This window comes from Photorhabdus laumondii subsp. laumondii (assembly GCF_003343245.1).
GTDB classification, from domain to species: Bacteria; Pseudomonadota; Gammaproteobacteria; order Enterobacterales; family Enterobacteriaceae; genus Photorhabdus; species Photorhabdus laumondii.
Genome location: NZ_CP024901.1, coordinates 5528388 through 5551501, shown reverse-complemented (window position 1 = coordinate 5551501; position 23114 = coordinate 5528388). Strand labels below are relative to the sequence as shown.

At 43.9% G+C, this 23114-nt stretch carries 19 protein-coding genes and 1 pseudogene; 9 read left to right on the top strand and 11 right to left on the bottom strand.

The window, feature by feature from the left end; translation table 11 throughout:
• Positions 1 to 49 precede the first annotated feature (49 nt).
• Positions 50 to 484, top strand: a complete 435-nt coding sequence (locus PluTT01m_RS24560; protein WP_011148835.1) for a DUF805 domain-containing protein — start codon at positions 50 to 52, stop codon at positions 482 to 484.
• A 2-nt stretch (positions 485 to 486) separates the two neighbouring features.
• Here PluTT01m_RS24560 and fpr read toward each other — a convergent pair whose 3' ends face one another.
• The 3 genes from fpr to PluTT01m_RS24545 form a co-directional block, all read right to left on the bottom strand.
• Complete coding sequence (gene fpr / locus PluTT01m_RS24555; protein WP_011148834.1) at positions 487 to 1233, bottom strand: ferredoxin--NADP(+) reductase; 747 nt, start codon at positions 1231 to 1233, stop codon at positions 487 to 489.
• Positions 1234 to 1641: 408 nt separating this feature from the next.
• Entirely contained in the window at positions 1642 to 3165 is a 1524-nt protein-coding gene (gene glpK, locus PluTT01m_RS24550; protein WP_011148833.1) for a glycerol kinase GlpK, read from the bottom strand.
• A gap of 30 nt (positions 3166 to 3195) precedes the next feature.
• Positions 3196 to 4026, bottom strand: coding sequence for an MIP/aquaporin family protein (locus PluTT01m_RS24545; protein ID WP_011148832.1), 831 nt, complete (start codon positions 4024 to 4026; stop codon positions 3196 to 3198).
• 305 nt (positions 4027 to 4331) lie between these two features.
• Here PluTT01m_RS24545 and zapB point away from each other — a divergent pair, with 305 nt between their 5' ends.
• Positions 4332 to 4574 carry a septal ring assembly protein ZapB gene (zapB, locus tag PluTT01m_RS24540; RefSeq protein WP_011148831.1) on the top strand — a complete coding sequence of 81 codons (243 nt, stop codon included), beginning with the start codon at positions 4332 to 4334 and terminating at the stop codon, positions 4572 to 4574.
• 60 nt (positions 4575 to 4634) lie between these two features.
• Here the strand turns inward: zapB and rraA are convergent, their stop codons facing one another.
• The 7 genes from rraA to priA form a co-directional block, all read right to left on the bottom strand.
• Positions 4635 to 5144 carry a ribonuclease E activity regulator RraA gene (gene rraA, locus PluTT01m_RS24535; protein WP_011148830.1) on the bottom strand — a complete coding sequence of 170 codons (510 nt, stop codon included), beginning with the start codon at positions 5142 to 5144 and terminating at the stop codon, positions 4635 to 4637.
• Between the two features lie 149 nt (positions 5145 to 5293).
• Complete coding sequence (locus tag PluTT01m_RS24530; protein WP_011148829.1) at positions 5294 to 6211, bottom strand: 1,4-dihydroxy-2-naphthoate polyprenyltransferase; 918 nt, start codon at positions 6209 to 6211, stop codon at positions 5294 to 5296.
• Positions 6212 to 6306: 95 nt separating this feature from the next.
• Positions 6307 to 7638 carry an ATP-dependent protease ATPase subunit HslU gene (hslU, locus tag PluTT01m_RS24525; RefSeq protein ID WP_011148828.1) on the bottom strand — a complete coding sequence of 444 codons (1332 nt, stop codon included), beginning with the start codon at positions 7636 to 7638 and terminating at the stop codon, positions 6307 to 6309.
• Positions 7639 to 7649: 11 nt separating this feature from the next.
• Positions 7650 to 8180, bottom strand: a complete 531-nt coding sequence (gene hslV, locus PluTT01m_RS24520; RefSeq protein ID WP_011148827.1) for an ATP-dependent protease subunit HslV — start codon at positions 8178 to 8180, stop codon at positions 7650 to 7652.
• A 123-nt stretch (positions 8181 to 8303) separates the two neighbouring features.
• Entirely contained in the window at positions 8304 to 9131 is an 828-nt protein-coding gene (ftsN, locus tag PluTT01m_RS24515; RefSeq protein WP_011148826.1) for a cell division protein FtsN, read from the bottom strand.
• 69 nt (positions 9132 to 9200) lie between these two features.
• On the bottom strand, positions 9201 to 10229 hold the full coding sequence (cytR, locus tag PluTT01m_RS24510; RefSeq protein WP_011148825.1) for a DNA-binding transcriptional regulator CytR: 1029 nt from the start codon (positions 10227 to 10229) through the stop codon (positions 9201 to 9203).
• Between the two features lie 326 nt (positions 10230 to 10555).
• Entirely contained in the window at positions 10556 to 12754 is a 2199-nt protein-coding gene (gene priA, locus PluTT01m_RS24505; protein WP_041380430.1) for a primosomal protein N', read from the bottom strand.
• 209 nt (positions 12755 to 12963) lie between these two features.
• On the opposite strand from priA, the gene rpmE reads away from it, so the two are divergent.
• Entirely contained in the window at positions 12964 to 13179 is a 216-nt protein-coding gene (gene rpmE, locus PluTT01m_RS24500) for a 50S ribosomal protein L31 (RefSeq protein WP_011148823.1), read from the top strand.
• Between the two features lie 127 nt (positions 13180 to 13306).
• Here rpmE and metJ read toward each other — a convergent pair whose 3' ends face one another.
• Positions 13307 to 13624, bottom strand: coding sequence for a met regulon transcriptional regulator MetJ (gene metJ / locus PluTT01m_RS24495; protein WP_011148822.1), 318 nt, complete (start codon positions 13622 to 13624; stop codon positions 13307 to 13309).
• Positions 13625 to 13911: 287 nt separating this feature from the next.
• On the opposite strand from metJ, the gene metB reads away from it, so the two are divergent.
• The 6 genes and pseudogenes from metB (at position 13912) to PluTT01m_RS24455 (ending at position 23112) form a co-directional block, all read left to right on the top strand.
• On the top strand, positions 13912 to 15072 hold the full coding sequence (gene metB, locus PluTT01m_RS24490; RefSeq protein WP_041380429.1) for a cystathionine gamma-synthase: 1161 nt from the start codon (positions 13912 to 13914) through the stop codon (positions 15070 to 15072).
• Between the two features lie 2 nt (positions 15073 to 15074).
• Positions 15075 to 17510 (top strand): bifunctional aspartate kinase/homoserine dehydrogenase II, encoded by a 2436-nt coding sequence (locus PluTT01m_RS24485; protein WP_011148820.1) that lies wholly within the window; start codon positions 15075 to 15077, stop codon positions 17508 to 17510.
• Positions 17511 to 17854: 344 nt separating this feature from the next.
• A complete protein-coding gene (gene metF, locus PluTT01m_RS24480) occupies positions 17855 to 18739 on the top strand; it encodes a methylenetetrahydrofolate reductase (protein ID WP_011148819.1) in 885 nt (294 codons plus the stop codon).
• 253 nt (positions 18740 to 18992) lie between these two features.
• Positions 18993 to 19663, top strand: a pseudogene (locus PluTT01m_RS24475) (IS630 family transposase).
• A 469-nt stretch (positions 19664 to 20132) separates the two neighbouring features.
• On the top strand, positions 20133 to 21158 hold the full coding sequence (locus PluTT01m_RS24465; protein ID WP_011144720.1) for an IS630-like element ISPlu19 family transposase: 1026 nt from the start codon (positions 20133 to 20135) through the stop codon (positions 21156 to 21158).
• 1018 nt (positions 21159 to 22176) lie between these two features.
• Positions 22177 to 23112 carry a hypothetical protein gene (locus tag PluTT01m_RS24455; protein WP_041381239.1) on the top strand — a complete coding sequence of 312 codons (936 nt, stop codon included), beginning with the start codon at positions 22177 to 22179 and terminating at the stop codon, positions 23110 to 23112.
• Positions 23113 to 23114: the final 2 nt, after the last annotated feature.

Genomic DNA, 23114 nt, shown 5'->3' with positions numbered 1-23114 from the left:
TTAGGTTAAACTGCGCTGGAAAACAGAATACACGATTGGAAAAGAATAGATGACATTACAACAATGGGGTTTTTCATTCAAAGGACGAATTGGGCGGCGTGAATTCTGGATTGGCATTGGTGTTTGCCTGGCCTTGATGTTTGTTATCTTGACTATTCAGGGTATGAGTTCTTTGACCATGCACTATGCTGTTTTTGCACTTGTCTTGGTGATGTATCCCGTAGCGGCAATGATGGTTAAGCGTCTGCATGATCGAAATAAGCGGGGAGGTTGGTCGCTGCTTTTATTACTGGCAGGGTTGTTGGTTGCTGTTGACTGGGGTGGCCTGGCTCCGTTCTGGCAATGGGGGATCGGCCGTTTTATCCCCACATTGATCATTGTAATGATGGTGCTTGATTGCGGTGTATTCCGTGGTACGGATGGGCCAAACCGATTTGGTGAGGCGACAGAGAAAGTGGATTTTATTTCTGTCAAAGATGATTGAAATTACCAATATTGTTCACTGGTGATATGCCCCGGTTTGCGGCGTAAGTGTTTTGCCATTCCACGCTGCTCTTTTAGCAGTTGCTGGGTATCTTTCACCATTTGAGGGTTACCACATAACATAATATGGCTGTTGTCACTGCTCATCGTAAGTCCGACAGCGGACTCAAGTTCGCCATTCTCGATCAATGTCGGGATACGGCCAGTCAATGAGCCGAGGTTTTGTTCACGGCTGACGATAGTCTGAATTCGTAACTTGCCATTGAGACGTTCAACTAATTGCTGCATTAAGGGCAGATAGCTTAAATCTTGTGTTAGTCTGACGGCATGCACCAATACGATGTTTTTGAATCTATCCAGATGATCTCCTTGCTGGAGGATTGACAGATAAGGGCCAATGGCGGTCCCTGTTGAAAGCATCCATAATGTTTCACAATCAGGTATTTCATCAAGAATAAAAAAGCCTGCGGCTTGTTCTGTTACTAAGAGATCATCACCCGGTTGCAGAGCTGCTAATTGTGGGCTGAGTTTGCCTTCAGGAACCGTCACTAAGTAGAATTCAAGATTATTATCTATCGGGGCATTAACATAAGAGTAGGCCCGTTGTACCCGTTCATCATCTATTTCCATCGCCAGTTTTGCAAACTGGCCCGCAGTAAATTTTTCAACCGGTGCATGTATCCTGATGCTGAATAAGGTATTCGTCCAGTGAATAACTTGTGTAACTTTTCCTGTAACCCAGTTTGCCATTGGAACTTATCTCCTATCCCGAAAGAAATCTCCGAACAGTTCGTTTTTACGTCGCTATTTTAGTCCTATAGAGATAAATACCATTATCGATTCTGTGTCATAGAAAAATTAACCATTAGTTTATTAATGCTTGGTTTATATGTACATATTTGTTGCCAGATATGGCGTAATTGACTGTAATTTTTTCTAAAAATAAAATTGTGCACTATTTTTTTCTTTGGTACAGGAATGCTGATGTTCTTTACGTCAGTTTTGATCTTGCTTTGTTGGCTGCACTCACTCACCCCGGTCACATCATTATCTATGCTCCCGGAGATTCGCTCCCTTGCCGTCGCGATGCATCTTGAAATCCATTGGGTATAGTAAAGAAAGGGTGGTAATTTCACCCTTTCTTTATATTAGAATGCGTTAGCCTTTATCTTCCCAATCCTGCGCACGGGCAACTGCTTTTTTCCAGCCATTGTATTTGTAATTACGCTCGGTGGTTTCAATACCCGGACGGAATTCTTTCTCAATGGTGGCTTTACTTTTCACTTCATCCAGGTCTTTCCAGTAGCCAACTGCCAATCCTGCGAGGAATGCTGCGCCCAATGCTGTGCTTTCACGCACCACAGGGCGTTCTACCCGGGTGCCAAGAATATCTGATTGGAATTGCATCAGGAAGTTATTGGCAACGGCTCCGCCATCTACCCGTAGTGCTTGCAGCCGGGTGCCTGCATCAGCTTGCATAGCATCCAGTACATCACGGGTCTGATAGGCGATAGATTCCAGCGTCGCACGAATGATGTGATTACTGTTGGTACCGCGGGTTAGGCCGAAAATTGACCCTCGGGCGTAGGGGTCCCAATAGGGGGCACCAAGGCCGGTAAAAGCAGGGACCACATACACGCCGTTACTATTTTTAACTTTAGTGGCAAAATATTCGGAGTCAGCCGCATCTGCAATAAGTTTCAGTTCATCACGCAACCACTGAATAGAGGCACCACCAACGAAAACCGCACCTTCAAGCGCATAGTTCACTTCGCCGCGAGGACCACAGGCAATGGTTGTCAGTAGGCCGTGATTGGAGCGTACGGCATCTGTACCCGTGTTCATCAGCAGGAAACAGCCTGTCCCGTAGGTGTTTTTCGCCATACCCGGTTGGACACAAAGTTGACCATATAGAGCAGCTTGTTGATCACCTGCGATACCTGAGATAGGGATCCGAGTGCCGCCTTTACCGCCGATGTTGGTCTGACCATAAATCTCAGAAGATGAATGAACGCTAGGCAGTAGGGAACGAGGGATTTGTAATTCATCAAGAATATGCTGATCCCACTCCAGATTGTGAATATTGAACAGCATCGTTCGGGAGGCGTTTGTGAAATCGGTAACGTGGACTCGGCCTTGAGTCATTTTCCATACCAGCCAAGTATCCACAGTACCGAATAGGAGCTCACCTTTTTCAGCCCGTTCACGGGCACCTGCGACGTTATCTAAGATCCATTTTACTTTGGTGCCGGAGAAATAAGGGTCTACTACCAGCCCTGTATTCTGGCGAATATATTCTTCCAATCCCTCTTTTTGTTTTAGTTTAGTACACGCGTCCGCGGTACGGCGACATTGCCAAACGATGGCATTGTAGATAGGTTTACCGGTCTCTTTTTCCCAAATAATCGTTGTTTCACGTTGGTTGGTAATACCAATACCGGCAATCTGATCAGAACTAATATCCGCTTTCGCCAATACTTCTACCAGCGTTGAGCTTTGGGTTGCCCAGATTTCCATTGGATCGTGTTCTACCCAACCCGGTTTAGGATAAATTTGCGTAAACTCTCTTTGGGAAATTGAGATAATATTGGCGTCGTGATCAAGAATTATTGCTCGGGAACTGGTGGTTCCCTGATCAAGGGCGACAATATACTTTTTCTCAATCATATTTTCTGTTGTCATGATAATAACCTGTTCTGGTAATGCTCTACTTTAGGCTTTCTTTTTCTTCTGATCTTCAGTCTTGTGAACATCAGATGGTAAATTGCGACCAATAAGTTTGCGGTAGCCAAATGCTCCCACAATACCGCCGATAATGGGGGCGGTCAGAGTAACCAGACAGTAAGGGATTTCACGCCCACCCGTCAGGGCAATATCTCCCCAACCGGCCAGATAAGCAATTAATTTGGGACCAAAGTCACGGGCTGGGTTCAGCGCGAAACCGGTTAATGGGCCAAATGCACCGCCGATAACGGCAATCACAATACCAATCAGTAACGGGGCCAGAGGACCGCGGGGAATACCATTGCCATCGTCAGTCAGCGACAGAATCAAACAGAGCAGAATGGCGGCAATGATAACTTCTATCATAAAAGCCTGAGAAATGGACAGTGACGCCATTGGGTAAGTAGAGAATACACCTGCGGTAAACAGGCTTTCTGGCGTACCACGAACGATATTGTGTACCTGTTCGTAATCAAGGAATACGCTGTAGTACATCATGTAAATGAGAGCGGCAGCGATGAAGCCACCAATCATTTGGGCAATAATGAAAGGGATAACCTTTTTGCCATCAAAGCGGGCAAACAACCATAGGGCAATCGTCACTGCCGGGTTAAGGTGAGCACCGGAAACACCTGCGGTGAGATAAACAGCCAACGCAACGCTCATACCCCAAATAATACTGATTTCCCATAAGCCTAATTGTGCGCCGGCAATACGTGCTGCGGCAACACAGCCTACTCCAAGGAAAACCAATAGTGCGGTACCAAGAAACTCAGAGATACATTGTCCGGTTAATGTCGTGCTAGTGGTTTGGCTCATATGTTCTATCCTACAAAGAAGATTTTAGAGGCGTAATTATTATTGTCACCTTTCAGAAATTGAAAAGGGGATTATGTAAATTTATCGTTAATGCGCGGAAACGAGAAATAGCGAAATTGAAATGTGTGTGTTGTGTCAACAAAATGAGCGAATCCGCATTTATCCGCTATTTTGCTAAAAATTAAAGTGTGAGACACTATTGAGCTTTTTATTTGGTAGTTATTTTTCATGTGTTGGGGATGTTGCTAGACAGGGGCGCTTTGGCTACATACAATCAGACAATTGCTTACAAGGGGGAACCGAGAATGTCATTTGAAGTTTTTGAAAAGCTGGAAGCCAAGGTTCAGCAGGCGATTGATACTATTACCCTGCTACAAATGGAAATTGAAGAATTAAAAGAAAAAAATCGATCTTTGTCTCAGGAAATTCAGAATGCAACCAGCGGCCGTGAGTCTCTGGCTCATGAAAATGAGCAATTAAAACAAGAGCAACAAGTATGGCAAGAACGTTTGCGTGCCTTGTTAGGCAAAATGGAAGATGTTCAGTAATTGAAATTTCCAGCAGACAAAAGAAGGGCGATCTGAAAAATCGCCCTTAGTTTTATATCATCAGATGATCTCATCTTCTTCGTTGTCATCAAGTTCCAACGGTTCTTCAGACAAAATGATACCGGTGTTATCGGCATACAAATAATCGCCAGAGAAGAAGGTGACACCACCAAAATTCACCCGGATATCGCTTGCGCCGGTTCCTTCATCACGACAGCCAGCCGGAATAGCGGCTATAGCTTGAATGCCGAGGTCGAACTCTGCTAATTGGTCAACCTGACGTACAGCACCGTAAACAACAATGCCCTCCCATCCATTTTGCACAGCGAGTTGTGCCAGCTCAGCGTTAATTAATGCTTGGCGTACAGAACCACCACCATCTACCAGTAAAATGCGTCCATGACCGTTGTCTTCAAGCAGGTCGTAAAGTAGCCCGTTGTCTTCAAAGCATTTAACCGTGATGATTTGACCACCAAATGAAGTACGCCCGCCAAAATTGGAGAACATAGGCTCTACCACATTTACTTCTTCTTGATAGATGTCACAAAGCTCGGAAGTATCATATTTCATAGGATTTACGTCTGGTTAAGGTATGGAACGGTAAGTATATCCCTTTCAGGCCAATGTTAGCAAAATCATCAATTATTAAATTGATATTGTTAACAGGTACCCAGAATGATTAAGTTACAACACCTTCGGAAAAACAGCGCAAATACTGTCTAATTAAAAATAAGACCAACTGAAAATAGAATATTAGTCAATAATGCCGCCTTAACCATCTGTCCCAGCATTGGCCGCATTCCCTCTGGTGTGGGTTCATTAAGTACATACCACATATGTTTGAACAACCAAGGCAGAGCGAGCAGGAACAACCAGCTTGACCAGCCAGACGGGTTTTGTATGGTGAATAATACCAAGCAGAGTATTGCTGTAATTATTAAACATCCGTGATAATAACGGGCTTTTTTAGGGCCGAGACGGACAGCTAGGGTGTTTTTGCCATGCCGTCTGTCATCTTCAATATCACGCAGGTTATTGATATTTAAAACAGCAGCAGAGAGAAGACCACAGGCTGTCGCCGGGAGTATGACAACTGAGTCAAAAAAACCTGCTTGAAGATAATAAGTACCGGCAACACTTAACCAGCCAAAGAAAATCAGTACTGAAATATCGCCAAGTCCCATATAGCCATAAGGTTTTGCACCGACTGTATAGGTAATTGCGGCAATAATTGCTAGCAGGCCAAGTGCCAAAAAACCGAATATATCGCTAGGTTCTTCACAGGCAACAGCAATCAAGGCGCTACCAGACAGGCAAGTTAGCAGGACAATAATCTTCAGCGCTTTTTTCATCTGTGAGGGGGTAATAATGCCTTTTTGCATACCACGTAGTGGCCCGATACGCTTTTCAGTATCACTGCCTTTGATAACATCACCGTAATCATTGGCGAGATTGGACAGGATTTGCAATATGGCTGCTGTTAATAGAGCCAGTAAGGCAACCGGTAGCTTGAAATGCCCTGTCCAGGCAGCAAGGGCTGAGCCAGTAATAATGGCAGCAAGGGCGAGTGGTAGCGTTTTAGGACGCAAACTTTCCAGCCATGCTTGAGTTTGACTGATAGAAGTTGATGAGTTCATTTCTGCGTTCACTTACTCCTGTAGGCTTATAAAAAACGAATGGGAGGCAAGCCTCCCATCATTAATTATAGCGGATCAGAAATCGTATATACCGATTATAGGATAAAGCGGCTCAGATCTTCATCTGCAACCAATTCATCTAGATGCTTTTTAACATAGTCGGCATCAATATCAACTGATTGACCACGACGTTCGCTGGCTTCGAAAGAGATATCTTCTATCAGCCGCTCAAGCACAGTATGTAGGCGACGGGCCCCGATATTTTCGGTTGATTCATTTACCTGCCATGCGGATTCTGCAATTTTGCTAATGCCATCATCCGTGAAACTGATGATCATACCTTCCGTTTCCATCAATGCTTTGTACTGTTCCGTCAGGGATGCACTCGGTTCAGTCAGAATACGCTCAAAATCTTTTGTAGTGAGTGCCTGTAACTCCACTCGGATCGGCAGACGCCCTTGTAATTCAGGGATCAGATCGGAAGGACTGGCAACCTGGAATGCACCTGAGGCGATAAACAGGATGTGGTCTGTTTTTACCATGCCGTGTTTAGTGGATACCGTACAACCTTCCACCAATGGTAACAGGTCACGCTGAACACCTTCACGGGAAACATCAGGGCCTGAAGTCTGACCTCGTTTGCAGATTTTGTCGATTTCATCAATGAAGACAATGCCGTGTTGTTCAACGGAATCAATAGCCTGTTGTTTTAATTCTTCCGGGTTAACCAGTTTAGAGGCTTCTTCTTCGATCAGTAGCTTGAAAGCATCTTTGATTTTTAGCTTACGAGATTTGTGTTTCTGACCGGCAAGGTTCTGGAACATAGATTGCAACTGATTTGTCATCTCTTCCATACCCGGAGGTGCCATGATCTCGACGCCCACAGGTGTGGTAGCAACATCAATTTCGATTTCTTTATCATCAAGTTGACCTTCACGTAGTTTCTTACGGAATGCCTGGCGTGCGGCTGATGGCTCAACTTGTGTCTCCGTTTGTCCCCAGTTATTTTTTGCTGGTGGGATCAAGACATCCAGAATACGCTCTTCTGCCAGTTCTTCTGCTCGATAACGGTTTTGTTCGATGGATTGCAGGCGGACCATTTTAACCGCGGCATCGGTCAGATCACGGATGATAGAGTCGACTTCTTTACCAACATAGCCAACTTCGGTGAATTTGGTCGCTTCGACTTTGATAAACGGCGCATTTGCCAGTTTTGCCAGGCGACGGGCGATTTCGGTTTTACCTACCCCAGTCGGGCCAATCATTAGGATATTTTTAGGCGTTACTTCGTAGCGCAGCGTTTCATCTAGCTGCATACGACGCCAGCGGTTACGGAGTGCGATAGCTACAGCGCGTTTCGCTTTATCCTGACCAATAATGTGTTTGTCAAGTTCGCTGACAATTTCGCGTGGAGTCATTTCAGACATACTATCTACCCTTACGCTTTTGAAGGAAGTTCTTCGAAGTTGTGATTATGGTTGGTATAAATGCAGATATCACCGGCAATGGTTAACGCTTTCTCTGCAATTTGTCTGGCGCCGAGATCGGTATTCTCCAGCATTGCCCGTGCGGCAGATTGGGCGAATGGGCCACCGGAACCAATGGCAATTAGGTCATTTTCTGGCTGAATGACATCGCCGTTACCTGTAATGATTAGGGAGGTATTTTCATCTGCGACTGCCAGCAGAGCTTCCAGTTTGCGTAACATGCGATCAGTGCGCCAGTCTTTAGCAAGTTCAACCGCTGCTTTGGTCAGATGCCCTTGGTGCATTTCAAGTTTACGTTCAAACAGTTCAAACAGAGTAAAAGCGTCTGCTGTACCGCCGGCAAAACCCGCGATTACTTTGTCATTATAGAGGCGGCGAACTTTACGGACATTGCCTTTCATGACGGTATTACCCATCGTTGCCTGTCCATCACCACCGATTACGACTTGGCCATTACGGCGAACACTTACGATTGTAGTCACGAGTAAGCCCTTGGTTACAAAAATAGATAAATGTGACGCACGGTACTTTCGACAGGGTATACGGCTATCGAAAATACCGTGTGCACGGTGTTAGCAGTATAGATGGGGGAGAATTATCATTTTTCAACCCCCTGTAACACGGAGAATGCAACCTGATACGCCAGCGCCTTTCAGACGTTCCCGCATTTTTTCTGCGGTGTTTTTACTGTAGGGACCAAGAACAACACGATGCCAGCCGTCTCCCGTTGTGATCTGGCTTTCAATACCCGCAAATGCCAGATTGGCACGTACTGATTCAGCTTGATCCATATTGCGGAATGAACCACATTGTAAAATCATACGCTGTGCCTTTTCTACGGGCTTAGGTTTACTGGTTTCAGCCGGTGGTAGAGTTTGTGGCTGAACTGGCTGAGTCTGCATTGGTTGTTGTGGTAACGTTTGTTGAGGCTGGGGTTGTGGTCTTGCTTCCAGCGGTTTTTGTGTCTCCGCTGATGGCTTGATGATTACTTGTGAACGCGGCACTTGAACGCCATTGTATGGCACTTCTGGCAGCGAAGTCGTCGGTTGGCGCATATCCGCCTGCATTTGTTCAAGTAACTGCCGTTGCTCGGCGGTCAACTGGGTTTGTGAATTGATTTGCCCCCCGGATGAGGGATCACGTGGTGTCTCAACGCCAACGGGGCGATTTTCCAATTCTTTGATATAGCGCCAGCGTTCTTCTGGTTTTGGCGGTAACCCATTGTTTTGTTGAGAATGTTTTGGCAGTATTTCTGGTTCGCTTTTCTGTTTATTGTGGGTAATAAAGTAAAGGCCACCAATAAAGATAGCGACTAAGGCTACCGCGACGGCCAGCGTTGCTTTTGGCAGCCCTTGGGCTTGGTATTTTTTCTTATCGGTATTTTTACGGCGGGTGTTTGAACGCCCGCGACTCACATAATCTCGTTGTGCCACTGTCTAATTCGCTGAGTAATTTAAGTAAAAGAAAATAAACGATATGTTACTTAACCTGCGGTTATTTGACTAGCTTTTAGGCGAACAGGTGCTTTGCCGAATAATTAATTCCGATTCCAGTAACTGAGACCCGCCAGAAGTTGTGTGACCCTGGATTTGATCTAGCAACAGTAACATGGCCTTGTGACCAATTTGATAACTGGGCTGTCCAACGGTTGTCAACGGCGGATCGCTGTACATGGCGAGACTTAAGTTATCAAAACCAATGATTGATAAATCTTCCGGTATTTTTAAGCCCATTCTTTTAGCCTGCCACATTACGCCAATCGCCATGACATCGCTGTGGCAGAAGATGGCTGTAGGAGGATCCAGCAGAGAGAGCAACTGTTCAGTCAGCTTTGCCCCGCTTTCATGGGTAAAGTTACCTTGGACAATATAATCTTCACGAATTGTCCCACCAGAGCGACGCAATGCTTGGATATATCCCTGACGGCGATAGCGGCAAATCGGTATATTTTCCGGGCCGGAGAGGCAGGCAATGCGTTTATGCCCCAATGTTTGTAGATAATGAGTCGCATTGAATGCCGCGGTCAGGTTATCAATGTGAATAGTCGGCAGCTCTAGCTCTGGTGAAAATTCGTTTGCCATTACCATTGGTGGCAGGTTTTTTTGTTCTTCTTTGCTGGCATCAAACGGGATATTCGAACCCAGTAGTAACAGACCATCAATTTGTTTGGTGGCAATCAGGTTGAGAAACGCGTGTTCCTGTTTTTGCTGATGTTGGCAATCACCGATTAAAACCAGATAGCCATGTTGTTCCGCTGTCTCCTCAATGCCGCAAATCACATCAGTGAAAAAGGGATCGCTGATATTTGGCACTATCACTAAAATAGTTTTTGACTCACCGCGTTTAAGATTACGGGATAAATTATTTGGATAATAACCCACAGCCAGTACAGCTTGTTCCACTTTTTGTCGGGTCTGGGAAGAAACCTTTTCTGGATTCATGAGTGTTCTCGATACTGTTGCGGTAGAAACGCCAGCCACTTCAGCGACATCTTTCATTGTTGCGGAGGTGCCATTCTTTTTCTGCTCCAAAACTCACTCCTCATTTCCTGACTGATTAGTTAAATGATTGTCATTTTCTGGTTGCCGGGAAACCGTCAGTGACTTTAAGGAAAGTAACGACATGCGGTTTAAGGTTATGACAATGTTATTAAGAGATCATTCTAAACAGTTTGGCAAATTCATTTATTCCTTAGTTTGTAAAAAAGTGTGATATAAATCATTTATTCGATATGGCTCGCAAATTAGTGAGTAATTTTTCATTGATTACGGATTGTCGGGTGTGATTTTTTAAATAGTAAATAAGAGTATGTTTAATCTGCTCAGGTTATGTGTTTTAAAATAGAGGCGATTAATTACTAACTGTCTGTTGGATCAACATCGATATTCCATTTCACTTTTCGGGTTTGCGGTAAGGCTGTTATCTGTGGATAAACCAGTGCCATGATTTTTTGTAAAACAGTTCTGGATGGATGTTGAATTAATAGTTGCCAACGATAACGACCACTTCTTTTTGACTGTAATGCAGGAACCGGGCCCATGATCCATAAGTTATCATCTCGCAAAGGGTGGTGTTCAAAAAGTAGGCGTAGTTGTTGTAAAAAAGCAGGTGCTTGCTGATTATCGTGATCTTCTGACCGCAAGATAATATGGCTGGTAAATGGCGGCAAAAATACACTTTTGCGTTCATCCATAGCTTGAATAGCGAAAGCATCGTAGCCTTTATTGAGCAAAATTTGCAGTAATGGATGGTCAGGATGATGAGTCTGAAGAACCACTTCTCCTCGTTTACCAGCCCGACCAGCCCGACCAGAAACCTGTGTATAAAGTTGTGCGAAACGTTCTGCTGCCCGAAAATCTGCTGAAAACAAGGCACCATCAACATCGAGTAACGCGACCAGTGTGACATCAGGAAAATGGTGACCTTTTGCCAGCATTTGGGTGCCAATCAGTATACGGGCATTTCCGGCATGAATGTCAGCCAGTTGTTGTTCTAGTGTTCCTTTGCGGCTGGTGGTATCCCTGTCAATGCGGGTAACGGGTACATTAGGGAATAGGGCTGAAATACCGTCTTCAAGCTGTTCTGTGCCAAGGCCAACAGGTTGAAGATGAGTAGAACCGCATTGCGGGCACTGACGGGGAACGGGGCGCAGGCTATCACAATGATGGCAACGTAACTGGCGATGGTATTGATGCAGCGTGTAATAATGGTCACAGCGTTGGCATTCTGCAATCCAGCCACATTCATGGCAGAGTAGGGCAGGTGAGTAACCGCGGCGGTTAAGGAAAAGTATGACCTGATTATTGGCTTGTAGATGTTCTTCAATACGTTTTATTAGTGGTTGAGATAACCCGATTTTGAGTGGTAAGCCTTTTAAGTCCAACAGATGCTGAGTCGCTGGCTGAGCATAACCTGCCCGTTTGGACAATGTTAGCGGGCGGTATTTGCCTTGTTGCACATTGTAAAGTGTTTCCAGTGCTGGAGTCGCAGAGCCCATTATCACTGGGATATTCTCTTTTTTTGCTCTGAATACCGCTAAATCGCGGGCATGATAACGCCAGCCCTCCTGTTGCTTATAAGAGCTGTCATGTTCTTCATCAATAATGATAATGCCAAGGCAGGCGAAAGGGGTAAATAGGGCTGAGCGTGTACCGATGACAATTGCGTTCTCACCTTGTCGCGCTCGTAGCCATACAGCGAGACGTTCACTGTCATTCAGGGCTGAATGAAGAACATCAACCGGTGCGTTGAAACGTTCACGGAAGCGACGGATGGTCTGTGGTGTCAGGCCAATTTCCGGTACAAGTATCAGCGCTTGTTTACCTTGTTCCAGAATATTTTCCAACACACTGAGATAAACTTCTGTTTTACCTGATCCGGTGATGCCCGCCAGTAACCAGGGAGAGAATTGCTGGTCTTCTGCACGGATAGCACCAACTGCTGTGGCTTGTTCGGTATTCAATTTCAGGCGTTCGCCGGTGATTTGGAAGTGATTTTGCCAGTTCTCAGATTCAGGTTGCACAGGGTATAAACCGATAAGTGACTTCTTTTTGAGCGATTGGAAAGCACTTTCGCTCAGTTCCAGTTCTGTAATCTGATGGCGATATATTGCTTTACGGCGCAGGGTTGCCAGTACTTGCTGCTGTTTTGGCGAGCGTTTCAGTTGCGCCAGCGGTAATTCAGCGCCTGTTGGCGTGACTTGCCATTGCCATAGTGGAGTTGATTCCGCGGGTTTTCCCTGACGAAGCAGCACCGGTAATGCATGGAACAGGACTTCACCGATGGGGTAATGGTAATAGTCGGATGCCCAGAGCAATAATTGCCAAAGATTTTCTGGAAATAAGGAGTGAGTATCGAGAATGGATTCTATGGTTTTCAGTTGTTCTATCGGAATATCACTGTGGTCAGTTATCCCAGTGACGATACCAATCGCTTTACGTTTGCCAAAAGGGACGATTACCCGCACTCCTACAACGGGTAATTGACTCTCTGCGGGTAGCAGATAGTCAAAAGAGCGGGTAAGAGGGACAGGTAAAGCAACCTGAACAACAGCCATAAAATTATTCCGAACGATCAATAAATAAAGTAAAAATTGGCTATAGGGTATCATAGACAATATACGGATTTCATTGCGAGATAGGTAGATATTCTGTATGATCCGCCGCCTTTGGTACGGAAGATACCAAACTCATTTTATCAACACGACGTGTGGTGTCTGGCGGCAACAGGGCTGGATAGCGACACGGCCTTAACAGAGGTTATCCCATGAAAAAAGGTATTCATCCTAAATATGAAGAAATTACTGCAACCTGCTCTTGCGGTAGTGTAATACAAGTCAGATCTACCGCTGGTCACGCTCTGAACCTGGACGTATGCGGCCAATGCCACCCATTCTATACGGGTAAACAACGTGATGTTGCTACTGGTGGTCGTGTTGATCGCTTCAAGAAACGTTTCAACGTTCCAGGTGTCAGCAAGTAATTGCAGAATTGCGCCTGTCTGTAATAACAGGCCAACTGATACTAACGCCCGGTGTTTTACATCGGGCGTTTTGCATTGTAGCCATATAAAAAACCCCTGAATTTTTACAGGAGTTTTTTCGCTACTATCAATATTCCCAAGTATCAGGATCAATACCTAATTCCCGCATGATTTTTTTGGCTTCCTCTGGGATTTCATCATTACGCTCTTTACGTAAATCAGCATCATCGGGCAGCGGCTGCCCAGTAAATGCATGCAGGAATGCTTCACACAACAATTCACTATTAGTTGCATGACGCAGGTTATTGACCTGGCGACGAGTGCGTTCATCAGTGAGGATTCTCAACACTTTCAACGGAATTGAGACTGTGATTTTCTTCACTTGTTCGCTTTTTTTGCCATGTTCAGCATAAGGGCTGACATATTCACCGTTCCACTCAGCCATGGGGTACCTTAAATAGTCGTAAAATCATAAAATTAAGCCAGATAACAGCACCAGCTTTCGTTGTGACATATTGCCATTTTATCGTGATTTCCTTATCAATTATACAGTTATAGTATATGCGATAAACTAATGGCTACTAATAAATAAAGCAGCATTAGTTATGATGAATAATTATCCCATTGTCTAATCTAACCGTAAAGAGGTTTAGATGTCTAGATGTGTTGACGTCTACTTTGGTAGCGGATATTCTTCTCTGACTTAATTTATGACAGATAGTGGTAGCTGATATGACACGCAAGCCGGCAACAATAGCAGTTCGCAATGGGCTGAATAATGATGAACAGTATGGTTGTGTTGTTCCGCCTATATATCTTTCCAGCACATATAACTTTACTGATTTTAATCAGCCAAGGACACATGATTATTCCCGCAGGAGTAATCCGGGCCGCGATATGGTGCAACAGGCATTAGCTGAGCTGGAGGGGGGAGCGGGTGCTATCATGACCAGCAGTGGAATGTCAGCTATTCACCTGTTATGCATGGTTTTCCTTCAACCTGGCGATCTGTTGGTTGCGCCTCATGACTGTTATGGTGGCAGTTACCGTTTATTTGACAGCCAGACTAAACGCGGTGCTTATGAAGTGGCCTTTGTCGATCAGAGTGATGAACAGGCATTAAAGCAAGTCTTGTCCAAAAAACCAAAGTTGGTATTGATTGAAACACCCAGTAATCCTTTATTGCGTATTGTCGATATTGCTCATATATGCCAGCTTTCCCATGAGGTAGGTGCGACAGTCATTGTTGATAACACTTTCCTGAGTCCTGTACTACAGAAGCCTTTGGCGTTGGGGGCAGATCTGGTTGTGCATTCCTGTACTAAATATCTTAATGGACATTCTGATGTGATTGCCGGAGCTATTATTGCAAAGGATGAAGAGGTTGCAACGGAGCTCGCTTGGTGGGCGAATAATATTGGTGTAACCGGTGCGGCGTTTGATAGCTACCTGCTGTTGCGTGGCATGCGCACTTTATCGCCACGGGTCCTGTTACAGCAAAAGAATGCATTGGAACTCGTCAATTATCTTCAACAGCAACCGTTAGTGAAAAAACTTTTTTATCCTGCTTTGAAAGATCATCCTGGGCATGAAATTGCTTGTAAGCAACAATTTGGTTTTGGCGCAATGATAAGCTTTGAGTTCGATGGTGGTGAACAGGCGATACGCCGTTTTCTGTCTGAGTTGAAGTTATTTACTTTGGCGGAATCACTGGGCGGTGTGGAAACCTTAATTTCTCATACGGCTACCATGACTCACGCTGGAATGTCAGCACAGGCAAGGGCGGAAGCGGGGATTACGGATTCACTATTGCGTGTTTCTGTGGGTATTGAAGATAGTCAGGATTTAATCGCTGATTTGGAAAATGCATTTCAGGCAGTAGTAAAGGAGTGACCATGGGTGCACTGGTAGTTGCAACGGCGGAAAATGACCGCCAATTACATAAGTTTGGTGGAAGTAGTCTCGCGGATGTGAAATGTTATCAACGGGTAGCCAAGATTATGGCTAATTACAGCCAACCCGGTGATTTAATGGTGGTATCCGCGGCAGGCAGCACGACTAACCAGTTAATTAATTGGCTTAAACTTAGCCAGAGCGACCGTATTTCTGCTCATCAGGTACAGCAGGTTCTGCGCCGTTATCAGCAGGATCTGATTAGAGGTTTGCTACCTGAGACTGTTGCTGAAGAGTTGGTGAAGCGTTTTATTGCCGATCTTGAAAAGCTAAGTGCATTACTGGATAAACCAGTTAGTGATGTGACTTATGCAGAAGTGGTGGGGCACGGAGAGATCTGGTCTGCGCGTTTGATGTCGGCTGTGCTTGAAGCTCAGGGTATTCCTAGCGCTTGGGTGGATGCCCGCCAGTTTTTACGCGCGGAACGGGCGGCTCAGCCGCAAATTGATGTTACCCTTTCCCAACCATTGCTAAATCAGTTGCTAACACAAAATCTAAATAAACGACTGGTGGTGACCGGTTTTATCTCCAGTAATCATGATGGAGAAACAGTGTTATTGGGGCGAAATGGCAGTGACTACTCTGCAACTCAGGTTGGGGCTTTGGCAGGGGCGAGGCGGGTAACCATCTGGAGTGATGTTGCTGGTGTTTACAGTGCTGATCCGAGAAAAGTCAAAGATGCCTGTTTGTTACCACTATTACGTTTGGATGAAGCCAGCGAGCTTGCTCGTCTTGCCGCACCCGTGTTGCATGCTCGTACCTTACAGCCTGTTTCCTTTAGTGATATTGATTTGCTATTACGTTGCAGTTACCAGCCGGAGCAAGGATCAACGCGTATTGAAAGAGTTTTGGCTTCTGGAACTGGCGCAAAAATTGTTACTAGTCACGATGATGTTTGCCTGATTGAGTTGCATGTGGCCGCTCATCATAATTTTAAACAGACATACAAAGATATTGATCTGTTGTTAAAGCGAGAACAAATTCGCCCATTGGCGACAGGCATCCATCTAGACTGTAATTTGATTCAGCTCTGTTACACCTCCGAAGTGGTGAATAGTGCACTGAGTGTGCTGGAAGATGCTACGCTTCCGGGGAAACTTTCCCTTAGAGAAGGTTTGGCGCTGGTGGCACTGGTTGGCGCTGGTGTATGCAAGAACCCATTACATTGCCACCGTTTTTATCAGCAACTTAAAGATCAGCCGGTAGAATTTATCTGGCATGCGGAGGATGGCATCAGCCTTGTCGCTGTGTTGCGGACTAATCAGACTGAACATGTGATTCAGGGATTGCATCAGAGTTTGTTCCGTGCTGAAAAGCGGATTGGTCTGATTTTGTTTGGTAAAGGAAATATTGGCTCTCGTTGGTTGGAGTTATTCGCTCGTGAGCAGAAAAACATTTCGGCTCGCAGTGATTTTGAATTTGTTCTGGCCGGTGTGGCGGATAGTCGCCGGAGTTTACTCGACTATCAAGGGATTGATGCTAGTCGAGCGTTAGCTTTTTTTGATGACGAAGCGACAGAATATGATGTTGATGAATTATTTCTCTGGATGCGAGCACATCCTTATGACGATTTGGTGATTCTGGATGTGACGGCAAGTGAAGAACTCGCTCGATGTTACAGCGATTTTGCCAGCTATGGTTTCCATGTTATCAGTGCCAATAAAATTGCGGGTGCTTCCAGTAGCCGCGATTATCGTTTTATTCGTGATGCATTTGCCAAAACAGGTCGCCATTGGTTTTACAATGCAACAGTTGGCGCTGGCTTACCTATCAATCATACCGTGAGGGACTTACGGGAGAGTGGTGATACCATTTTGTCCATTAGTGGCATTTTCTCCGGCACATTATCTTGGCTGTTTCTGCAATTTGATGGTTCAGTACCATTTAGTGATTTAGTCGAACAGGCGTGGCAACAGGGATTGACAGAACCTGATCCGCGTATTGATTTGTCTGGTCAGGATGTGATGCGTAAATTGATTATCCTTGCCCGTGAAGCAGGGTATGAGATTGAGCCAGAGCAAGTGCGTGTTGAGTCACTGGTGCCGAAAGAAGCAGAATCAGGCTCTATTGAACAATTCTTTGATAATAGCGGTGCTATCAATGAGCAGATGGTACAGCGATTAGCCGCGGCGCAGGAAATGGGCATGGTGCTGCGTTATGTTGCCCGTTTTAATGCGAACGGTAAGGCAAAGGTGGGTGTTGAGGCGGTACGTCCTGATCATCCATTGGCGTCTTTGCTACCGTGCGACAACGTGTTTGCGATTGAGAGCCGTTGGTATCGTGATAATCCGTTAGTGATCCGTGGGCCGGGGGCAGGCCGTGACGTGACAGCCGGAGCGATTCAGTCTGATCTTAACCGTTTGTCACAACTGCTTTAAGCTTTCGAACCTCCACTGACTAAATCAGATGTGATTTCCTTCGCTTGATATTTGAGGTAACGAGAGGGGGGATGTCCTGAGCAGGGCATCTTTCCTCATTGCTGCCTTAGCTATCGATCCACTAAGCCGATATAAACAAAGCCAAAGATTCATTGATGAATTTTTTTCCGATTCATGGTGAATATTCCTCACCGATTTAACTCAAATTTGTTGTTGACTAAAAAATGCCGATCCTTCATCTTATTTTGGACGTCTAAACGTATAGGTGTTTAGATGTGTAAATAAAAGTAACTGGCAAATTATTGATATGGGAAATTATTCCGCTTGTTAACGAGGTGCAGGATATGAGTTTTTTTCACGCAAATCAGCGAGAGGCGCTGAATCAGAATCTGGCTGAACTGGAAGGACAGATCCGTGTTTCATTTGAATTCTTTCCACCGCGCACAGCCGAGATGGAAAAAACCCTGTGGAAATCCATTAACCGCCTGAGCACCCTCAAGCCTAAATTTGTTTCCGTTACTTATGGTGCTAACTCTGGCGAGCGTGATCGTACCCATAGCATAATCAAGGGAATAAAAGAGCAAACTGGCCTTGAAGCGGCTCCGCACCTTACCTGTATTGATGCCAGCCGTGATGAATTGTGCGAAATCGCCCGTGATTATTGGAAAAATGGTATTCGCCATATTGTGGCTTTACGGGGTGATTTACCGGAAAACAGTGAAAAACCCAAAATGTATGGGTCTGATCTGGTTGAGTTACTTAAGAAAGAAGCGGATTTTGATATTTCCGTTGCGGCTTACCCTGAAGTTCATCCTGAAGCAAAAAGTTCTCAGGCTGATCTGATTAGCCTGAAACGGAAAATTGATGCGGGTGCGAACCGTGCTATTACCCAATTCTTCTTCGATGTGGAAAGTTACCTGCGTTTTCGTGACCGCTGTGTGACTGCCGGGATTGATGTGGAAATCGTACCGGGAATTTTGCCGGTATCCAATTTCCGTCAGCTTAAACGTTTTGCTGTAATGACTAATGTGCGTATTCCAAGTTGGATGACCAGAATGTTTGATGGGCTGGATGATGATCCTGAAAGCGCAAATTTAGTTGGTGCTTCTATCGCAATGGATATGGTGAAGATTTTAAGCCGCGAAGGTGTGAAGGATTTTCATTTTTATACCTTAAACCGCGCAGAACTGAGCTATGCAATTTGTCATACTTTGGGTGTTCGTCCTTAATCTTTGGCTCTTACTAAGGATATGCCTTGGTGAGAGCATGTTTTTTTATCTGTTGTATCTTTATAAAGCTTAAATTTTTATTATCTCGTTGGATAATTAGGATTAATATGTTGTTGATATTTATTTTATAGAGTTGAATGGGGGGTAAGGATAGTAATAAATAAAACTTTGTTATTAATTAAATTATTTAATATATACCCGTAATCATTGAAGATGCTTGATTTTATCCGAAATGGAGATCATTATCCTCGCTATGAAAATATTTATTACATCAGAACAAAAAATCAAACTTGAACGTCTTCACGACACCACTCGCGATGGTCAAGTACGAGACAGAATATAAAAGCTATCCTTCTGGTTTCTGAAGGGTAGAGTTCTATGATGATAGCCCAGGCATTGCGACTCCATCAGACCACTGTTGACCGCCATATCAGTTATGGCTGGATGCGAAAAGGTGAGAAAAAAACAGTCAAAACAACAGGAAGCCGGACTCGCCTGAATATATTGGGCGCGCTCAACCTGAATGCCATTGGTCGTACGGTGTTCCAAGAATATCAAACCATCAATGATGACAGCATTTGCCGTTTTTTCAATGAAATAAGAAAGTCTTATCCTGACTACCATCAAAAAATTCATCTTATTGTGGATGGGGCGGGTTACAACAAAGCTCATCTTGTGAAGGAGTGGGCTTATGTTAGCAATATTGAGTGACATTACCTTCCGCCATACAGCCCAAATTTAAACCCGATAGAGCGATTATGGAAGGTCATGAATGAACAGGTTCGAAATAACCGTTATTTCGCGGATGAACATGAATTTCGAGACAAAGTATTCAAATTTTTCACCACAACGCTACCGGATATAGCGGACTCGCTGATGTCTAGAATTAACGACCATTTTCAGGTGCTAAAAACTGCATCTTGAAGTTTCTTGGGTATATACCCGTTATCTTTCAAGTTGCTTCTTTGTTGGCTGCACTCACTCACCCCGGTCACATAGTTGTCTATGCTCCCGGGGATTCGTTCCCTTGCCGCCGCGATGCATCTTGAAATCCATAGGGTATAGAAGCAATTTATGAGATATTTATAGAAGGTAAATTTTAAATTAACTTTAGGTTTCTATATTATTTAAGTTTAATTTATATGGTTTTTGGTTTATATTTACTTATTTACTTATTTACTTATTTACTTATTTACTTATTTACTTATTTACTTATTTACTTATTTACTTATTTACTTATTTACTTATTTACTTATTTACTTATTTACTTATTTACTTATTTACTTATTTACTTATTTACTTATTTACTTATTTACTTATTTACTTATTTACTTATACCCGTAATCATTGAAGATGCTTGATTTTATCCGAAATGGAGATCATTATCCTCGCTATGAAAATATTCATTACCGATGAACAAAAAGCCGAACTTGAACATCTCCATCACACCTGCCGTGATAAGAGGGAGTGTGATCGCATCAAAGCGGTCCTGCTGGCCTCTGAAGGCTGGAGTTCAGTGATGATCGCTCAGGCCCTGCGTCTTCATGAAATGACCGTTAACCGTCATATCAGCGATTACCTTAATCAAGGTAAACTTAAATCTGATAATGGGGGGTCTGATAGTTTGCTTTCTCAAGAACAAACTGATTTTTTAATCAATCACTTATCTCAACATCTTTTCCATCACACCCATGAAATCGTGGCCTATGTTGCTCAGCTCTGGAATATTACCTTTAGCATTCCCGGCATGAATAAATGGCTACACCGTCAGGGTTTTTCTTATAAAAAACCTTGTGGCGTCCCTCATAAATTCGACGCAGAAAAACAGCGACAATTTATTGAATATTATGAGAATCTTAAAGTCACAGCGAAAGACGAACCCATCCTTTTTCTTGATGCTGTTCACCCGACTCAAGGCACCAAACTCGGTTATGGCTGGATGCGAAAAGGCGAGAAAAAAACAGTCAAAACAACAGGAAGCCGGACTCGCCTGAATATATTGGGCGCGCTCAACCTGAATGCCATTGGTCGTACGGTGTTCCAGGAATATCAAACCATCAATGACTACAATATTTGCTGTTTTTTCAATGAAATAAGAAAGTCTTATCCTGACTATCATCAAAAAATTCATCTTATTGTGGATGGGGCGGGTTACAACAAAGCTCATCTTGTTAAGGAGTGGGCTTATGTTAGCAATATTGAGTTACATTACCTTCCTCCCTATAGCCCAAATTTAAACCCAATAGAGCGATTATGGAAGGTCATGAATGAACAGGTTCGAAATAACCGTTATTTTGCGGATAAACATGAATTTCGAGACAACGTCTTCAAATTTTTCACCACAACGCTACCGGATATAGCGGACTCGCTGATGTCTAGAATTAACGACCATTTTCAGGTGCTAAAAACTGCATCTTGAAGTTTCTTGGGTATATTTACTTATTTACTTATTTACTTATTTACTTATTTACTTATTTACTTATTTACTTATTTACTTATTTACTTATTTACTTATTTACTTATTTACTTATTTACTTATTTACTTATTTACTTATTTACTTATTTACTTATTTACTTATTTACTTATTTACTTATTTACTTATTTACTTATTTACTTATTTACTTATTTACTTATTTACTTATTTACTTATTTACTTATTTACTTATTTACTTATTTACTTATTTACTTATTTACTTATTTACTTATTTACTTATTTACTTATTTACTTATTTACTTATTTACTTATTTACTTATTTACTTATTTACTTATTTACTTATTTACTTATTTACTTATTTACTTATTTGCTTATTTGCTTATTTGCTTATTTGCTTATTTGCTTATTTGCTTATTTGCTTATTTGCTTATTTGCTTATTTGCTTATTTGCTTATTTGCTTATTTGCTTATTTGCTTATTTGCTTATTTGCTTATTTGCTTATTTGCTTATTTGCTTATTTGCTTAATAAGTATGGAGTACCGAATTATCGGTGGCTGGATAATGTAATTCCATTTTTGCTTTGTTGGACGGCAAAGCGTTGAAGGTAATCGTCAAGCTCGTTTACTCCAGAAGTGAAAGCCTTGTGTTGATGGTAGCTTGGATCAAGGAATTGCTCTTCAAACACGTTTCACCTTGCGCGCAGCATTTATTGCATTTTGTAAAGCAGTATTGGGAGTGAAAGCGTCATTCAAAGCGGTTGTGAATGCCTGAAAATCCTGGACTGTCATTGTTAGATTATCTTGGTTTAATAAGTAAAGTCCGCCATAAGCCTTCGTCCAGTATGAACTGTTATGCTTCAATAATCCCAGGCACCTATCCCCAGATAATCCTTCTCTTCTGACACCTAAAACAGATAAAAATCGGGTCACTTTTTTACATAAGTAGGGTAGGAAAAATACTAAGATGACCTTAATTAATTCAATTTATGTTGGAAAAAGTTATGCCAATTTCATCCATTAGCGGCCATACGCTGCTTAGCCAAACGCAAGTTCCTCAGCACGCAGCAGCTTCTCCCCTACTTGAACAGGGTAACCGCTTGTTCGAACAGTCTGTCCGACGTGGCCCTCTGCACTTCCAGAGCTCGGATCTCAAGCATTTGATCACCGAATTGCGCCAGTTGCAGAGTGCTCCCAACAGTGCGCAGGCCCAACGGGTGCAGGATGCTATCCAGCATTGGGAGAGCCACCACCCTAAAGAGGTGGCGGCTCGTAGTACCCGCCTTGCCGAGCTTAAACAGGCTCTGGCAGAACAAGGCGCTGTGGTGCGTACCCTCCAGCCAAAGGTGACGACGACTAGCCCTCAGGCCATGTTAAAGCAGGCTATGCCAGCCTTACAGAAGATGGAAACTTATGCATGTACTGATGGACTTACATTCGTCGGAAAGCACAGCTCTCATCGTCGGCAGGTTGAAGAGAGATTGGATTCATTTGGGGGCAGTCAGAGTCGCAAGGCTGCTAACAAACAGGCCAATGATATGTCCAATATGGCGGCTATTGCCGCTAAACGAGGAAACGTCAGTCTTAACCAACTGAAATCTATTGCCGCCTGTGTCGCTCAAGCCCAAGCTGGTTGCTGCACGACTTTTGCCTACTCCGCGGCAGCCGAGCTGATGAAGCACAATCAAGATAACCAGCAGCGCATTGAGGTAGTCGCTCATCGTGGTGCCAAGGGGCATAGCCAGACCCACTGCTTTGTAGTGGTCGGTCGCGATCCCAACAGTGAACTCAGCAAACCCGAAACTTGGGGTAAGCAAGCACACGTCATCGATCCTTGGGCTGCGACCATAGGTGGTAGGTTGCAAGGCACGCCGAGTAATCCACCGATCGCTAACCTGTGGCCGCCGACTGAATCTGTGTTTGACAACCATAAAGAGTAACC

Excerpts from the sequence above, each read along its gene's own strand:
- priA (WP_041380430.1), bottom strand. The coding sequence starts at position 12,754 with ATGGCTGTTGTTCAGGTTGCTTTACCTGTCCCTCTTACCCGCTCTTTT.
- PluTT01m_RS24530 (WP_011148829.1), bottom strand. The coding sequence starts at position 6,211 with ATGAACTCATCAACTTCTATCAGTCAAACTCAAGCATGGCTGGAAAGT.
- PluTT01m_RS24485 (WP_011148820.1), top strand. The coding sequence starts at position 15,075 with ATGGGTGCACTGGTAGTTGCAACGGCGGAAAATGACCGCCAATTACAT.
- PluTT01m_RS24465 (WP_011144720.1), top strand. The coding sequence starts at position 20,133 with ATGAAAATATTCATTACCGATGAACAAAAAGCCGAACTTGAACATCTC.
- metJ (WP_011148822.1), bottom strand. The coding sequence starts at position 13,624 with ATGGCTGAGTGGAACGGTGAATATGTCAGCCCTTATGCTGAACATGGC.
- PluTT01m_RS24560 (WP_011148835.1), top strand. The coding sequence starts at position 50 with ATGACATTACAACAATGGGGTTTTTCATTCAAAGGACGAATTGGGCGG.
- hslU (WP_011148828.1), bottom strand. The coding sequence starts at position 7,638 with ATGTCTGAAATGACTCCACGCGAAATTGTCAGCGAACTTGACAAACAC.
- metF (WP_011148819.1), top strand. The coding sequence starts at position 17,855 with ATGAGTTTTTTTCACGCAAATCAGCGAGAGGCGCTGAATCAGAATCTG.
- metB (WP_041380429.1), top strand. The coding sequence starts at position 13,912 with ATGACACGCAAGCCGGCAACAATAGCAGTTCGCAATGGGCTGAATAAT.
- PluTT01m_RS24545 (WP_011148832.1), bottom strand. The coding sequence starts at position 4,026 with ATGAGCCAAACCACTAGCACGACATTAACCGGACAATGTATCTCTGAG.
- rpmE (WP_011148823.1), top strand. The coding sequence starts at position 12,964 with ATGAAAAAAGGTATTCATCCTAAATATGAAGAAATTACTGCAACCTGC.
- rraA (WP_011148830.1), bottom strand. The coding sequence starts at position 5,144 with ATGAAATATGATACTTCCGAGCTTTGTGACATCTATCAAGAAGAAGTA.
- glpK (WP_011148833.1), bottom strand. The coding sequence starts at position 3,165 with ATGACAACAGAAAATATGATTGAGAAAAAGTATATTGTCGCCCTTGAT.
- PluTT01m_RS24455 (WP_041381239.1), top strand. The coding sequence starts at position 22,177 with ATGCCAATTTCATCCATTAGCGGCCATACGCTGCTTAGCCAAACGCAA.
- fpr (WP_011148834.1), bottom strand. The coding sequence starts at position 1,233 with ATGGCAAACTGGGTTACAGGAAAAGTTACACAAGTTATTCACTGGACG.
- zapB (WP_011148831.1), top strand. The coding sequence starts at position 4,332 with ATGTCATTTGAAGTTTTTGAAAAGCTGGAAGCCAAGGTTCAGCAGGCG.